The following is a 14911-nucleotide window of genomic DNA, read 5'->3' on the forward strand; positions in this document are numbered from 1 at the left end:
CAGGGATGCCAATACAGCAGCCGGGCCTTCCGACAACGACTGTGGCGCTATCGCATCACTCAGAGCATGAGCCGCCGGGGAAACTGTTGGGACAATGCGCCGATGGAGAGGTTGTTCCGCAGCCTGAAATCAGAATGGGTACCCGCGACGGGCTACCCATCAGTGGCCGAGGCCAGAAAAGACATCAGTGAATACCTGATGCACTACTACAACCGACAGCGGCCCCATCAACACAATGATGGCGTTACTCCTGTTCAAGCCGAGAATCGGTCTAACTTACTGTCCGGAATTAGTTGACCACTACAAACGTAAAAGCAGCCACCAAGCCATTGACTGCTATTAGGAGGGTTACAATCGTCTGATAGAAGCTACTTTCGAAACCCCACAGATCCCTAAGGCTTATCAGGGTTCCCTCTTGTACCATCTCCCCTATGACCCTGGCTTGATCTGATGAATCTAAGGTCTTGCCTTCGGTCAAAACAAAGGCATTTGCGATATCCATATATTCTGTAAAAGTCGAGGTAGTCGCGCTTGAGAAAAGGAAGAGTACCAAAAGGGCTACAACTGATGCAGCAAGACCACCTATCAGTAGACTCATGAGCCACAGCTGTCGTGAAGTCAGTTCAATTGACTGCTTTCCAGAAACCATATATCAATTAGACTAAAAATTTGGGTAACAGAAAAACTAAGATAACTGAATTAGCTAGCTTTTTGTACTTCTAAATAACCCGAACAACTGTAAGAATTCGACTTCTTTACTCGTTGAACAGTTGATACGCTCACTCCCGTAATTGCAGCCGTCCTGCGGATGCTAACCCCCTTTAGTAGCTCCTCAACCACCCTTGGGTGCATAGCTAAGTCCTTCTTGCGGTCTTGGTATTTCTCCTTCAACTGAACTTTAGAGAGTGCCTTGCGGCCTGCCTCAGCACTAGCCAATCGAGCCTGTCTGTACTTAGTGGACAGCGGCACCTTCTACAACTACGACGGCATCGAACTGCCCTGGTAAGACTCATTGTTAACAGAGTGTGTCCAAAGCTGGAAATCCTCCGGTCCCGGCATTAGAGTAATTGAGTCGTGTCAGTTAGGAAGAGAGAATGGAACCCCGTCGTCCCAAATCCAGCAACATCCCCAAGATTATCGGGCTGATCCTCGGTGGCTATGCCCTGTTTGCCGCCCTGGTGATCGCCTTCTACGACCCCGCCCCCGCCACAATCGCGGATATGGACTGGGATGATCGCCAGGTGTTCAACCAGAACACCATTGCCACCCTCTCTCTGGGAGACGGTAAAAAGCAGGTAATGGAAGCCCTGGGCGCCCCCAACTTCAATGACGCCCAGATCATCGACGGTGTGGAGATGCAACTGGTGCGCTACCGTACCCATCACGTCAAGAGCGACGGTGAAACCACCCCGGATGAGTGCACCCCATTGCTGTTTGTCTCCGGCAAGCTGGTGGGCATAGGTGACCATGCGGTGGACACCTACATGAGCAACGGCCTGCCCAAGCTTCAGCAGGTCAGCGCCTCCAACTGATTGCATCAACACAAATAAAAAAGCGCACCCTGGGGTGCGCTTTTTTGTGGTGGTTCACTCCAGCCGGTTACTCTTCGGCCTTGCTCTTGAGGTAGGGCACGCCCTCACTCCACCACTTGGGCGCCTCAGCCCCCTTGAGGTAGTGGTCGAAGAACTGCTTCATCTTGATGCTGTAATCCAGTTTGTTGGGGTACTTCTTCAGGTGATGGGGCTCCCCCTCATACTGCAGCATCACCACCGGCTTGGCGGCCCGGCGCATCGCCATGTACAGCTCAATACCCTGAGGATAGGGCACGGCGTCATCCTCGTCACCGAACATGATCACCAGCGGGGTATCGATGCGATCCACGTGGAAGATGGGGCTGTTCTCGATGTAGAGGTGGGGCGCCTCCATCAGGGTCTTGCCGATGCGGGACTGGCCGGACTCATACTGGAACTGACGGGTCAGGCCGGTGCCCAGACGGATGCCGCCGTAAGCACTGGTCATGTTGCTCACCGGCGCGCCGGAGACCGCCGCCGCAAACAGGTCGGTCTGGGTGATCAGGTAGGCGTCCTGATAACCGGCCCAGGAGTGGCCCTGGATGCCGATGGCATCCTGTTTGGCGATGCCCATGTCGATCACCTGCTGCACTCCGGGCAACATGGAGGCCAGGGAAGACTGGCCGGGATGGCCCACTTCGAAGCGGATGTCCGGCAGGAACACCGCGTAGCCGTCATTCACATACTGGGCGAAATTGGGCCTGTGGTTCAGGGCCATCTGCGGGAAGTTGTGCAGACGCTGACTCATGAAACGGTAGAAGTAGACCAGGGTCGGCAGGGGGTTGTCCCCCTTGTAGCCTGGCGGGGTGATCACCACCCCCGATAGGGGCTTGCCGTCGTTGGAGCGCCAGTGCACCAGCTGCGCCTGCCCCCACTCCAGCTCCTTGAGCTGGTCGCCGAGACGACTGACCGGCTTGAGGCTCTTCACCTGACTGCCGGTCACCAGCAGATCCGGATAGAGGTCATAACGCTGCTTCTTGAACAGCAGGGTATCGGCATCCTCCGCCTTGGCCACGAAGCTCAGCTTGTACTCCCCTTGCTGGGCGGGCTTAAGGCTGGCACCGGTCAGGTGATACACCCCTTCCCGCTTGTCGAAGTCATTGTAACCGTGCACCAGCAGAGGCGTGGCGGCGTCCACCAGATCGCTGCGCTCGTCGGTATCGATCACCCGGTACTGCCAGTTGTCCGCCCGCCCCTGAGTCAGGGCATTCAGCTTACCACTGCCGTCCAGGCGCCAGATATCAAACTTGTCGTACACCAGCACGCCGGAACCATCGCTCAGCCAGGGACCAAAGCCGTAGCCCGGCGCCGGCGAGGGGTAATCATGATCCTCGTTGGCAAACCCCGCCTTGGGACCGCCGGCCACCTGGGTGGTGCTGCCACTGGCGATGTCGTATTGATGGAGCTGGCCACGCACATACCAGGCCACCGCATCATCCAGTGGCGACAGGCTGGGCTGATCATTGCTGCCGGATTGAGTCACCAGCAGGCGCCGCTCGCCGCTGTCCATGTCCACCAGGTACCAATCCTTGTAGAAACCGGCCCAGGAGATCATCTTCAGATAGGGCTTGTCGCTGCTGGCCAGCAGATAACGGGCGTTGTCGCCCACTTCGACGTCCGGCACCCTGGCGTCCGCCAGCTGCACGAAACGCTTGTCCTCGAGGTGCCACACCCCGACGTAGTTGTGTTTACGGGCCTTGGAATACTGGTTGATCTCGTTGGTCTTGATCCGCGGGTCATCCCCATGCCAGACATTGAGCTCCACCCGGGACAGCAGCACCTCCATATCCTGGAGGTCGCCGTCGGTCTTGAGATCGCGGATCACCCCCTCTTTGGGCAGGGGCAGCTGCCGTCCGACAAACAGACGCTGGCCGTCACGACTGAAGTGCAGCTTGCTGTGTTCGGTAACCAGCATGCCATCCTCCGGCAGAGGCAGGGCATCGGCGGGCCTGGGTCCCTGGCTCAGCCACAGCTCATGAATCAGCTGATGCGCCTCACCGGGCTTCAGGTAGGCGGTGGTGAAGGCCACAGCGCCGCCGGATTCACTGATGGCCAGCGTGGCGGCCCCCCAATCCTGGCGCTGCCACAGCACGGTGTCCTGCCCCGTGTCCAGATACCTCAGGGTCACGCCATTGGCCACCCCATCCTGATGGCTGGTGGCATAGACCAGGACATTGGCATCCCGGGCCAGGGCAAACTGAGTCACAGACTCCAATGCCAGCTCGGTGCCACTGTTCAGATCCAGCAACAGGGCCCGGCTGCCCAACTTGTCGGCATCGATCGCCGCCTCATCCGCCTCCTCTCCCTTCTCCTTGTCGACCTCCTCGGCCTTGAAGCTCAGCATCAGGAAGCGGCCATCGGCAGAGAAGTCTGCCTTGGTCACCGCCTCAAATACCCGCTGTTCGCCGGTGGCGGTGTTCACCAGGATGCGATCCACATCCATCTTGGCCGCCTTCTTCTTGCCGGCGTTCTCCTGCTTCCACAGAGGCGCTTTGCGCTCGAACAGGGCATAGGCGCCGTTGGCACTGAGCTGAGGCTCTACGCCGCGTTCCACCTGCCACAGACCGCCGTCCAGTCCCCGGACCAGCCCCCGGGGTTCACCCCGATCCGGCTGAGCCACATAGGCCACCCACTGGCCATTGTCGGCAATGACCGGATCTTTAAGGGTTTCAAAATTCATGATCTGCTGCAGGGATAGGGGCGCCGCCGTAGCGGAGGCGCAGGCCAGCCCGACCAGGGCGGCAAGGGGATGCCAAATCCTCAAGAGTGACTCCTTAATAGTAATTATTCGCGCTTTCGACCTTTCTCTATCTGTAACCACAGCGTTAAAAAAGGTAAGATGGCGCCCGACTATGCTAACAAAGCCCCCGATAAGAGTCACAAAATAGAGGGGCAGGATCATTAAGACCTATGGAAGGATGTATCCATGTCTAAACGCAATATTACGGTAATTCCCGGCGACGGGATCGGTCCAGATATCGTCGAAGCCACCCTGAAGGTCCTGGACAAGGCCGGGTGTGATTTCAACTATGAATTCGCCGATGCGGGGCTGATGGCTCTGGAAAAGCATGGCGAGTTGCTCCCCCAGAAGACCCTCAACCTGATTGAAAAGAACCGGGTCACCCTGAAAGGTCCTCTCACCACCCCTATCGGTGAAGGCTTTACCTCCATCAACGTTACCCTGCGGAAGAAGTTCAACCTCTACGCCAACGTACGCCCCGTGTTGTCCCTCAAGGGCACCCAGGCGCGCTACGACAACGTTGATATCATCACCATCCGCGAGAACACCGAAGGGATGTACTCGGGGGCCGGCCAGCGGGTCAGCAACGACGGTGAAACCGCCGAGGCGATGAGCATCATCACCCGCGAAGGTGCCGAACGCATCTGTACCTTCGCCTATGAGCTGGCTCGTAAAGAGGGCCGCAAGAAGGTGACCGCGGTCCACAAGGCCAACATCATGAAATCCACCTCAGGCCTGTTCCTGAAAGTGGCCCGTGAAGTGGGCGAGCGCTACCCGGACATCCAGTCCGACGAGATGATCGTCGACGCCACTTGCATGAAGTTGGTGATGGATCCCAGCCAGTTCGACGTCATTGTCACCACCAACCTCTTCGGTGACATCCTGTCTGATCTGTGCGCCGGCCTGGTAGGCGGTCTGGGCATGGCCCCAGGCGCCAACATCGGTAAAGATGCCGCCATTTTCGAAGCGGTTCACGGCAGTGCCCCCGACATCGCCGGCCAGAACCTGGCCAACCCCACCGCCCTGTTGCTGGGTGCGGTGCAGATGCTGGAATACCTGGGCATGGCCGACAAGGCATCTCGCATCCGCGATGCGGTCCGTGACACCATCGCCGCCGGCGAGCATGTTACCCGTGACCTGGGCGGTGAAGCGGGCACCACCGAGTTCACCGACGCCATCCTGGCTCGCCTGTAATTCACAGCAGTTCCAGGCTAATGCCATAAAAAAGGGGCCAATAGGCCCCTTTTTATTGTCTGTCCCTCAGATGCGGTACAGATGGACGGTGATCTCTTCCCTGTCATGGTAGAGATGCTTGGCCTGCAGCCCATAGCGAACCCCCGCCTTGCGCAGCATGGCGGTCATCTCACCGAAGCACTCCGCCACCGCCTGATAGCGCTGTTTCATTGGCAGCTTCAGGTTGAAGATGGTCTCCTTGCACCAACCCTCGATGATCCAGGTGGCCATCCGCGCCGCCACCTTGTGGGGCTGATCCGCCATGTCGCACACCATCCAGTGGATGCGGGGATCCTCAGGCACGAACTTAAAGCCATCCTCGGCGAAATGGGTCACCTGACCGGTCTCCATCAGGCTCTCGGCCATGGAACCGTTATCCACCGAGGAGACAAACATGCCGCGGCGCACCAGCTGATAGGTCCAGCCTCCCGGACAGGCCCCCAGGTCCACCGCATACAGGCCGCCATGCAGCCGCGCCTCGGTTTCCTCTTCGTTGAGGAACACCAGGAAGGCTTCATCCAGCTTCAGGGTGGAGCGGCTTGGCGCGTCGCTGGGGAACTTGAGCCTGGGGATCCCCATAAAGAAGGGGGAGCCGTTATCGGAGCGGCTGTAACCCACGTAACCGTTCTGATTGTCGGTGAGAAACAGGTGGATGCGGGGCATCTTATCCCGCTCCTGGACAGTCAGGAGTCCCTGCTTACGCAGCCCCTGACGCAGTGGCACGGTCAGTTTCTTACAAAACGGCAGCACCTGACGGTAGGCATCGCCATCGGCGGACTCTACCCACAGCTTACCCGCCTTGGGCAGCGCCTTGGCATGAGCCAGCACCGCGCCGACACGATCCCCCAGGGGCATGTCGGTGAGCTGTCCCACCACACAGAACCAGCTACGGGCGAAGATAAGCCGGTGAAAGTCCAGCTCATGCATCAGCTTGTCGGCGTCACCGTTCTGGTAACACTCGAACAGTACAAAGCCCGAATCCTTCTCCAGACGTGGAAAGCCGAACACCTCCAGGGTGGCGGCACTGTCCTGGATCTCTGCGGCACACTCCTTCTCGAAACCGGGACGACAATGCAGCAACAGGGTATTCATGACACTCTCTCCCAGCGCCATACGGCGGCAAACATCAACATCCAACCCACCATCAGCAGAATGCCGCCCATGGGGGTAATCATCCCTATGCCCTTGGTGCCGAGCAGCACCAGCGCATAGATGCTGCCGGAAAAGCCCAATATCCCAAGCACCACCAGGCTACCGGCCCAGGCCAGCAGTCTGGAGCTGTTGGAGCGCATCCACAGGGCCACCGCCATCAGCAGCAAGCAGTGGAAAAACTGATACATCACCGCGGTATTAAAGCTCTCCACCAGGTGAGGCGGTGCCACCTTGGTGAGGCCGTGGGCACCGTAGGCTCCCAGGGCAGTGGCCATGGCACCACCAAAGGTGGCCAGGGCCATAAAGGCGCGTTTCATCATGGTTCTAATCCTAAAATAAAGGCCCGGCAGGCTGCGGCGGCGTGTTGGAGGTTCTGTTCCTCGGTCACGCCACTGGCCTTCCTGGGCTTCAAACTGTGGTCACCATCGGTGACGTACTGCAGACGCACATGGCCCGGCAGGGCGATACCTTCAAGTTCGCCCCGATTGCCAAAACTGTCCCGTTCCCCCTGAAGGACCAGAGTGGGTACCCGCCCTTCGGTCAGAGGCTCCAGTCGCCATTGGTCCGGTTTGCCCACCGGGTGAAAGGGGTAACCCAGGGCGATGAGCCCCGCGACCGGATTGTCCAGGGCCCAGGTGGCACTGACCCGGCCGCCCAGGGATTTGCCACCGAGCACCAGAATGCGGTCATCACGGCGATACTCCTCAACCAGGTCGCCAAGGGCGTCCAGCAGGCGCGGCATTCTATCAGGGGGGCGGCGCTTGTTGGTAGCCCGAATGGTCTGCATATAGGGAAATTCGTAGCGCACCACGCAGAGATCCTTTCCGGCGATGGCCCCGGCCATGGTTTCCATGAAGGGGTGATCCATGCCGGCACCGCTGCCGTGGGCCAGCAGCAGCCAATGGTGGGCATCCCGGTTGCCGTCGATTCTGACCATCACAACTCCTTAAATATCGTAAGCCGGCGCCGGGATCGGGTCCGACTCATTCTCCAGACGGAAGGTGTCGACCATCCACTCGCGAAACGCCGAGATCTTGCCGAGGTCCGCCTGACTCTCCTGGCACACCAGGTAGTAGGCGTTCTTGCTGGGCAGCACCTTGTCGATGGGGCAGATCAACCGGCCCGCTTCGATGTCCGGTCTGGCCAGCACCGAGTAACCCAGGGCCACACCATGACCGTGGATCGCCGCCTGCAACACCAGGGAGGAGTGGCTGAAGATCGGCCCCTGGCTGACATTGGGCAACTCCACCTCCGCCATCTTGGCCCAGGTCTTCCAGTCGCGGCGGGACATGTCGTGCAACAGGGTGTGGAGTCTCAGGTCCTCGGCACTTTTGAGAGGTTTGGGACCGGCGAGCAGCTGAGGAGAGCACACTGGCACCAGGGATTCCGCCCTGAGCATGTCCGCCCTGAGCCCTGGCCATTTACCCCGACCGTAATAGATGGCCACATCCACATCGTCGGACAAGGATCCCTCATCCATATCCACCGCCTTAATCCGAACATCCACGTCGGGATGAAGCTCGGAAAACTTGGCCAGACGGGGCACCAGCCACTGAATGGCGAAGCTGGGTGCCATGCTGACCGTCAGTGAGCCGCTGGCACTCCTGGCCAGCAACCGTTCGGTGGCGTCACTCAGCTGAGTGAAGAGGTCCTTGATGTCCAGAAAATAGCTTTGGCCCTCTTCGGTGAGCAGTAAGGAGCGGTTTCTGCGCCTGAAAAGTTTTAATCCCAAAAACTCTTCCAGTGCCTTTATCTGGTGACTGATTGCGGCCTGGGTCACAAATAATTCTTCTGCTGCCCGCGTGAAGCTGAGGTTGCGGGCGGCCGCTTCAAAGGCCTTAACGGCGTTGAGCGGGGGCAGGCGGCGGGACATAGGGTTACCTCAAGGTTACCGGATAAGATTTTCTAATACCGAATATTATATTAAATCGTTTGTTATCACTATCCCGTCCGGCTATTTTTCACCCCGTAGACGCACTGTTTTTAACCTTCTTCCTGAGATCGATGAGGCCCGACATGACCACTTTAAGCCTGCTTATCCCCACCGTAGTTGCCGTTGCCATGCACAACCCCCTGGCCCAGCCGGAGGCGGTGGAGTTTAACCTCAACGAGATTCATCAACAGATCGAACTACAGCTGGAGCAGCAAGTTCAGCGGATGCAGGCCGAGCAGGCCACCATGGAAGTGAGCGAGCCTATGGATGTTGCGACTCAACCCGCTCCGAAAGCCACCCTGTCTGACTAAGATTCGCAAGGAAGAAGCCCTGTCGCCAAGGTCGGGCGACAGGGGCGAAGTGTCAGGGCGTATTCACCCTCATCTCAGGAGATGGCCAAGTCAGGCTGAGACTTGATCAGGTCATCCAGGGCTTTCATCTGAGCCAGGAAGGGCTCCAGCACCGCCAGAGGCAGGGCGCTGGGACCATCGCAGCGGGCCTTGTCGGGGTCCGGATGCGCTTCCAGGAACAGACCCGCCAAACCGGTCGCCATACCCGCCTTCGCCAGCTCCACCGTCTGATGACGACGTCCGCCTGAAGCCGCACCCAGAGGATCACGACACTGCAGGGCGTGGGTCACATCGAAGATCACTGGCAAACCACCGCTGCACTCCTTCATGGTACGGAACCCCAGCATGTCCACCACCAGGTTGTCATAACCAAAGTTGCTGCCACGCTCACACAGGATCACCTTGTCGTTGCCACACTCGTTGAACTTGTCAACGATGTTCTTCATCTGTCCCGGGCTGAGGAACTGAGGCTTCTTGACGTTGATCACCGCACCTGTTTCGGCCATCGCCTGCACCAGATCGGTCTGACGAGCCAGGAAGGCGGGCAACTGAATCACATCCGCCACCTCGGCCACCGGCACACACTGATGAATCTCATGGACATCGGTGATCACAGGAACCTGAAACTGCTCCTTGATCTCCTGGAAGATCTTCAGCCCCTCTTCCATACCCGGTCCACGATAGGAGTGGATGGAACTGCGGTTGGCCTTATCGAAGGAGGCTTTAAAAACGTAGGGAATGCCCAGCTTGCTGGTCACCTCGACGTAGTGCTCCGCCACCTGCATCGCCAAGTCACGGGACTCCAGCACATTCATGCCGCCAAACAGCACGAACGGCTTGTCGTTGGCAACCTCCAGGTTACTCACTTCAATAGTGCGATTTTGCATAACAACTCTCTTCATTAATGGGGTGGTTTACCCACCCGCCAATACTTGCAATATCTGTCCGCTGAACCAGGCCATGTAGGTGCCCACCGCGTAACCCAGCACCGCCAGCAGCACGCCCACCGGCGCCAGGCTGGGGTGGAAGGCACTGGCCACCACCGGAGCACTGGCCGCGCCCCCTACGTTGGCCTGACTGCCTACGGCCATATAGAACAGCGGCGCCTTGATCATCTTGGCCATCCCCAGCATCAGGGAGGCGTGCACCAGCATCCAGATGCCGCCCAGCAGGAAGTACACCGGGGAGTCCAGAATGGCCTTGATGTCCATGTGCATGCCGATGGTCGCCACCAGCACATAGATAAAGGCAGACCCCACCTTGGAGGCGCCCGCCTCCTCAAGCTTAGCCACTCGGGTCAATGACAGAGCAATACCCACGGCAGTCGCAATCACGATCAGCCAGAAAAACTTGGAGTGCAGGCTGTAGCGTTTCAGCTCCGGGAAGTTATCAGCAAACCAGGGGCTGAGGACGTCTGCGCCCAGATGAGCCAGGCCGGTGACACCGAAGCCGATGGCCACGATGAAGATCAGGTCATTGAGATGAGCCATACGCGCATTGTTGGCCTCCCAGTGGGACATCTTGTCTTTCAACGCCTCGATGGCGGAGGCATCGGCCCCGTTGGCGGCGTCGATCTCTTTCGCTTTGCCCGCCATAAACAGCAGTACGGCCATCCAGATGTTGGCCACTATCACATCCACGGCGATCATGGCCGAGAAGATGTTATCGCCCACGCCGTAGATCTCCTTCATCGCAGTCTGGTTGGCACCGCCGCCGATCCAGCTTCCCGCCACCGTGGTCATGCCGCGCCATACTGCCTCAGGGCCGTGGCCACCGAGCAGTTCGGGGAAGATGGCCGAGGTGACCAGCAGGGCGATGGGTGCGCCGATGACGATCCCCAGGGTGCCGGTGAAAAACATGATGATCGCCTTGGGCCCCAGGCGGGCGATGGCGCGCAGATCCAGCTTCAGAGTCAGGAGCACCAGGGCGGTGGGCAGCAGGAAACGAGAGGCGACGTAGTACAGCGTCTTGTCGTCGCCATCGATCACCCCGAAGCTGTTGAGCAACGACGGGATGAAATAACACAGCAGCAGAGCGGGAACGAATCGGTAGAACCCCTGCCAGAAGGGGTGGCGGCTCTGGTGGGTGTAGAACACCGCCCCCAGTACCAGCATTAAAATACCCAGCACAGTGGCCGGGTTGGTGAACATTGCCTGTTGCATAACTTCCTCGAATTATTATTGTCACCGGTCTTAGCCGGCGTACTTTTTTATTCTCTGGCCCCGGGGACCAAGTAAAGATGGCGCCTCCGGCGCCATCAAAATCAACCCATCAGGATGGGAGTCTTGGTCATGGCCACCTTGGCGATCATGCCCAGCCATCCCAGGGCGCCAAAGAAGGCCAGAACTCTCAACAGCTTGCCCTTGCTCTTCATGGCAAAGACGCCGAGCAGTATGTAGGCCACCAGGCTCAGCAGCTTCTCGGTCAGCCAGGGGCTGGAGCCTGGGTACTGCGCAATCAGGAAGCAGAGGGCGGCCCCTGAGAGCAGCAGCAGGGTATCCACCACATGGGGGAACACCTTAACCCAGCGGCGGTTCATGAAACGGGAGCCGCTCATGCTCCAGATGAATCTCAGGGTCAACAGGGTCACGCTCATGCCGATCATCAGCATGTGGAAATGTTTGACTCCAGGGTAGAGTGCGTCCATTAAATCTCCTTGGTTGCCGCAATCAGACGGCCAAAACTGAATCTTTCCCTTCCGGCCAGATCCTTGCCGGATCCAACCTCGGTGTAACCGAAATGTTCAAACAGGGCTCGCACCTGAGCAGCCTGATTGTAACCGTGCTCTAACACCATGGTGCCGCCATCATTGAGGAATTGGCGGCCATTTTCAACAATATGGGTAATATCCACCAACCCATCCTCTCCGGAGGTGAGGGCGGACAACGGCTCGAAACGCACGTCACCCTGGCTCAGGTGGGGATCGGCCTCCTCGATATAGGGAGGGTTGGAGATCACCAGATCGAAGCGTCGCCCTTCGAGAGAGTCGAACCAACTGCTCTGCATAACCTCCACATCCAGTCCCAGGGCATCCCGATTCTCCCGGGCCAGCACCACCGCCTCCTCCTTGAGATCGACGGCGGTGATGCGCCAATCGGGGCGTTCACTGGCCAGTGCCAGGGCGATGGCTCCGGTACCGGTCCCCAGATCCACTACGCGGCTGCCCGGTTTCAGATCCCTCGCCAGGGCAAACTCCACCAACGCCTCGGTATCGGGCCTGGGGATTAACGTGCTGGGATTGACTTTCAGCGGCAGCGACCAGAACTCCCTGACCCCGGTGATGTGGGCCACGGGCTCTCCGGCGCCCCGGCGGCTCAGCAGAGCATCAAACTGAGCCTGCTGCTCCGACGTCAGCTCCCGCTCAGGCCAGGTGTAGAGATAGGTTTTGGGGCGTTCCAGCACAAAGCAGAGCAGTAACTGGGCATCCAGCCTTGCCGACTCCCCCCCCTGCAGGCGACTGGCGCCATGGGCCAGAGCCTGATCCAGGCGCACCCTTACTCCTCCGCCAGAGCGGCCAGCATGTCCGCCTGGTACTCCTGGAGGATGGGCTGTGCCAGGGCATCCAGGTCCCCTTCGATCACCTCGTTGAGGCGATACAGGGTCAGGTTGATGCGATGGTCGGTCACTCTGCCCTGAGGATAGTTGTAGGTGCGGATACGCTCGCTGCGATCACCGGACGCCATCAGGTTGCGACGGGAGCTCTGCTCCGCGTTGCGACGCTTCTCATCTTCTGCAGCCTGCAGGCGGGCAGCAAGGATGGACATGGCCCGGGCACGGTTCTTGTGCTGGGAGCGCTCATCCTGGCACTCCACCACCACCCCGGAGGGAAGGTGGGTAATGCGGATGGCGGAATCGGTTTTGTTGACGTGCTGACCACCGGCACCGGAGGCGCGGAAGGTGTCTACCTTCAAGTCAGCAGGATTGATCTCAATCTGCTCCGCTTCCGGCAGCTCCGGCATCACGATCACGGTACAGGCGGAGGTGTGGATGCGTCCCTGAGATTCGGTGGCCGGTACCCGTTGAACCCGATGGCCACCGCTTTCAAACTTCATCACCCCATAGGCGCCGTCACCGGACAGCTTGGCGATCACCTTGGAGAACCCGCCATGCTCACCCTCGGCGGCGGACATCAGTTCAATGCGCCACCCCTTGGTTTCGGCATAACGGCTGTACATGCGGAAGAGATCACCGGCAAAGATGGAGGCTTCATCGCCGCCAGCGCCGGCGCGAATCTCGATAAAGGCATTGGAGTCGTCCTTGGGATCCCTGGGCAGCAGCAGGATCTGCAGCTCATCTTCCAGTCTCTCGCGAACGGACTGGGCCTCTTTGAGCTCCTCTTCCGCCATCTCTTTCATGTCGGGATCGTCGAGCATCTCCTCGGCAGTCTCGATATCTTCGCCGGCCTGACGGTAGGCACTGAACGCCTTCACCACCTCTTCCAGCTGGGAGAACTCCTTGGAAAGAGCACGGAATCGATCTTGATCGGAGATCACATCGGGCTCGCCCAACAGCGCCTGAACCTCTTCATAACGCTCGAGCAAGCCCTCTAGTTTTGCAATAACGGAAGGCTTCATCTTTTCAACTTTAACAAATAACGCTGGCGCTAATTGTCGTTGATGCCAAGGGCCTTACGCAAGAGGTCTAGGGAATTCAGGTCGCCGGAACGTGCGGCCTGGGACAGGGCCTGGGTTGGAGAGTGGATCAATCTGTTGGTCAGTTTGTTGGCCAACTCACTCAACACCTGCTCCGCAGAGGCCCCGGATTTCAGCTTGGCCAGGGAGCGCTCAAGCACCTCATCCTTGGTGGCCAGACTCTGATCCCGGAACTGTTTCAGGGTATCGATGGAATCCAGGCTGCGCAGCCAGTCCATAAACTCTTCGGACTGCTGATCGGCGATCACCTCGGCCTGCTCGGCGGCCTCGAGGCGGGATTCCATGTTCTTCTGAACGATTCCCTGCAGGTCATCCACAGTGTACAGGTAGGCATTTTCCAGCTCTCCCACCTCGGCCTCGATGTCGCGAGGCACCGCGATGTCCACCAGCAGCATCGGCTGCTGACGGCGCTGCTTCAGGGCGTTTTCCACCATCCCCTTGCCCAGGATCGGCAGTGGTGACGCGGTGGAGGAGATGACGATGTCCGCCTGGGGCAGGCACTCGGGGATCTGAGGCAGGGTAACGACCCTGGCGCCAAACTCCTCCGCCATCCCTTCAGCACGGCTGACGGTGCGGTTGGCCACCGTCATGGTGGTCACACCCGCCTCTTTGAGGTGACGGGCCACCAATTCGATGGTCTCACCGGCCCCGACCAGCAGTACGTTGGACTTGGACAGGTCATCGAAGATGTGCTTGGCCAGGTTCACCGCGGCGAAGGCTACGGAGACCGCCGACGAGCCGATCTCGGTTTCGGTGCGGATCTTCTTGGCCACCTTGAAGGTGTGCTGGAACATGCGGTCCAAGGTGTGGGACACGGTACCGTGTTGCTGGGCGTTGCCAAACGCCTGCTTGATCTGTCCCAGAATCTGAGGTTCTCCCAACACCAGGGAGTCCAGCCCGGCAGAAACACGCAACAGGTGTTTGACCGCCGCCTGGTTTTCGTGAAGATAGAGGCTGGCTCGCACCTCATCTTCGGGCAGGTTGTGGTACTCCACCAGCCAGTCCACCAGGGCTTGGCTGTCTGCACGGTTGATGTAGAGTTCGGTGCGGTTGCAGGTAGACAGGATCACCGCTTCGCCAGTCGGCGTCAGCCTGGACACGCTCTTGAGGGCATCGCCCAGGATGTCCGGTCCAAATGCCAGTTTCTCCCGCAGAGAGACACTGGCGGTCTTGTGGTTGATCCCAATTGCTACTAACGTCATGGTTCTCCAGCTTAAACCCGAAATTTGAACATGGGTCGAGATTTGCGCAATTCTATGCGCAAAAGCGCAACCTTGAAA

The 14911-nt window shown here is 58.9% G+C and carries 17 protein-coding genes; 4 read left to right on the forward strand and 13 right to left on the reverse strand.

Going from position 1 to position 14911, the window contains the following annotated elements; genetic code table 11:
- Nucleotides 1-297, forward strand: a 297-nt coding sequence (locus G505_RS22825) for an integrase core domain-containing protein (protein ID WP_157509247.1), incomplete at its 5' end; no start/stop codon positions are given.
- Here G505_RS22825 and G505_RS0115830 read toward each other — a convergent pair.
- Both G505_RS0115830 and G505_RS23505 read right to left on the reverse strand, forming a co-directional pair.
- A complete protein-coding gene (locus G505_RS0115830) occupies nucleotides 290-598 on the reverse strand; it encodes a hypothetical protein (protein ID WP_028110444.1) in 309 nt (102 codons plus the stop codon). The two genes, G505_RS22825 and G505_RS0115830, sit on opposite strands and share 8 nt — an antisense overlap.
- Nucleotides 599-699: 101 nt before the next feature.
- Nucleotides 700-852, reverse strand: a complete 153-nt coding sequence (locus G505_RS23505) for a helix-turn-helix domain-containing protein (RefSeq protein ID WP_425402191.1) — start codon at nucleotides 850-852, stop codon at nucleotides 700-702.
- 242 nt (nucleotides 853-1094) lie between these two features.
- Here G505_RS23505 and G505_RS0115835 point away from each other — a divergent pair, with 242 nt between their 5' ends.
- Nucleotides 1095-1532, forward strand: coding sequence for a DUF3192 domain-containing protein (locus tag G505_RS0115835; RefSeq protein ID WP_035385489.1), 438 nt, complete (start codon nucleotides 1095-1097; stop codon nucleotides 1530-1532).
- Nucleotides 1533-1599: 67 nt separating this feature from the next.
- On the opposite strand, the gene G505_RS0115840 is transcribed toward G505_RS0115835, so the two are convergent.
- Nucleotides 1600-4335 (reverse strand): S9 family peptidase, encoded by a 2736-nt coding sequence (locus G505_RS0115840; protein WP_028110446.1) that lies wholly within the window; start codon nucleotides 4333-4335, stop codon nucleotides 1600-1602.
- A 162-nt stretch (nucleotides 4336-4497) separates the two neighbouring features.
- Here G505_RS0115840 and G505_RS0115845 point away from each other — a divergent pair, with 162 nt between their 5' ends.
- Nucleotides 4498-5505: an isocitrate dehydrogenase gene (locus G505_RS0115845; protein WP_028110447.1), complete on the forward strand. Its 1008-nt coding sequence runs from the start codon at nucleotides 4498-4500 to the stop codon at nucleotides 5503-5505.
- Nucleotides 5506-5571: 66 nt separating this feature from the next.
- Here the strand turns inward: G505_RS0115845 and rlmM are convergent, their stop codons facing one another.
- From rlmM to G505_RS0115865, 4 genes are read right to left on the reverse strand one after another with little or no spacing between them, the layout of a single operon-like run.
- Nucleotides 5572-6636 carry a 23S rRNA (cytidine(2498)-2'-O)-methyltransferase RlmM gene (gene rlmM / locus G505_RS0115850; RefSeq protein WP_028110448.1) on the reverse strand — a complete coding sequence of 355 codons (1065 nt, stop codon included), beginning with the start codon at nucleotides 6634-6636 and terminating at the stop codon, nucleotides 5572-5574.
- On the reverse strand, nucleotides 6633-7016 hold the full coding sequence (locus G505_RS0115855) for a DUF423 domain-containing protein (protein WP_245568392.1): 384 nt from the start codon (nucleotides 7014-7016) through the stop codon (nucleotides 6633-6635). The genes rlmM and G505_RS0115855 overlap by 4 nt, the downstream gene beginning before the upstream one ends.
- The gene (locus G505_RS0115860) at nucleotides 7013-7633 is read right to left on the reverse strand and encodes an alpha/beta family hydrolase (RefSeq protein WP_035385490.1); all 621 of its coding nucleotides are present in this window, start codon (nucleotides 7631-7633) and stop codon (nucleotides 7013-7015) included. Before G505_RS0115860 ends, G505_RS0115855 begins: the two co-directional genes overlap by 4 nt.
- 9 nt (nucleotides 7634-7642) lie before the next feature.
- Nucleotides 7643-8569 carry a transcriptional regulator GcvA gene (locus tag G505_RS0115865; protein ID WP_028110451.1) on the reverse strand — a complete coding sequence of 309 codons (927 nt, stop codon included), beginning with the start codon at nucleotides 8567-8569 and terminating at the stop codon, nucleotides 7643-7645.
- A 143-nt stretch (nucleotides 8570-8712) separates the two neighbouring features.
- Here G505_RS0115865 and G505_RS0115870 point away from each other — a divergent pair, with 143 nt between their 5' ends.
- Nucleotides 8713-8940 (forward strand): hypothetical protein, encoded by a 228-nt coding sequence (locus tag G505_RS0115870; RefSeq protein ID WP_028110452.1) that lies wholly within the window; start codon nucleotides 8713-8715, stop codon nucleotides 8938-8940.
- A 74-nt stretch (nucleotides 8941-9014) separates the two neighbouring features.
- Here the strand turns inward: G505_RS0115870 and kdsA are convergent, their stop codons facing one another.
- The 6 genes from kdsA to hemA form a co-directional block, all read right to left on the reverse strand.
- A complete protein-coding gene (kdsA, locus tag G505_RS0115875; protein ID WP_028110453.1) occupies nucleotides 9015-9866 on the reverse strand; it encodes a 3-deoxy-8-phosphooctulonate synthase in 852 nt (283 codons plus the stop codon).
- A 27-nt stretch (nucleotides 9867-9893) separates the two neighbouring features.
- Nucleotides 9894-11141 carry a DUF819 family protein gene (locus G505_RS0115880; RefSeq protein WP_028110454.1) on the reverse strand — a complete coding sequence of 416 codons (1248 nt, stop codon included), beginning with the start codon at nucleotides 11139-11141 and terminating at the stop codon, nucleotides 9894-9896.
- Between the two features lie 101 nt (nucleotides 11142-11242).
- On the reverse strand, nucleotides 11243-11626 hold the full coding sequence (locus tag G505_RS0115885; protein ID WP_028110455.1) for a SirB2 family protein: 384 nt from the start codon (nucleotides 11624-11626) through the stop codon (nucleotides 11243-11245).
- Nucleotides 11626-12471 carry a peptide chain release factor N(5)-glutamine methyltransferase gene (prmC, locus tag G505_RS0115890; RefSeq protein ID WP_028110456.1) on the reverse strand — a complete coding sequence of 282 codons (846 nt, stop codon included), beginning with the start codon at nucleotides 12469-12471 and terminating at the stop codon, nucleotides 11626-11628. The genes G505_RS0115885 and prmC overlap by 1 nt, the downstream gene beginning before the upstream one ends.
- A gap of 2 nt (nucleotides 12472-12473) precedes the next feature.
- A complete protein-coding gene (prfA, locus tag G505_RS0115895) occupies nucleotides 12474-13553 on the reverse strand; it encodes a peptide chain release factor 1 (RefSeq protein WP_028110457.1) in 1080 nt (359 codons plus the stop codon).
- 29 nt (nucleotides 13554-13582) lie between these two features.
- Nucleotides 13583-14833, reverse strand: a complete 1251-nt coding sequence (gene hemA / locus G505_RS0115900) for a glutamyl-tRNA reductase (RefSeq protein WP_028110458.1) — start codon at nucleotides 14831-14833, stop codon at nucleotides 13583-13585.
- Between the last annotated feature and the right edge of the window lie 78 nt (nucleotides 14834-14911).

Origin of the sequence: Ferrimonas futtsuensis DSM 18154 (genome assembly GCF_000422645.1) — a bacterium.
In the GTDB taxonomy this organism is placed as follows: domain Bacteria; phylum Pseudomonadota; class Gammaproteobacteria; order Enterobacterales; family Shewanellaceae; genus Ferrimonas; species Ferrimonas futtsuensis.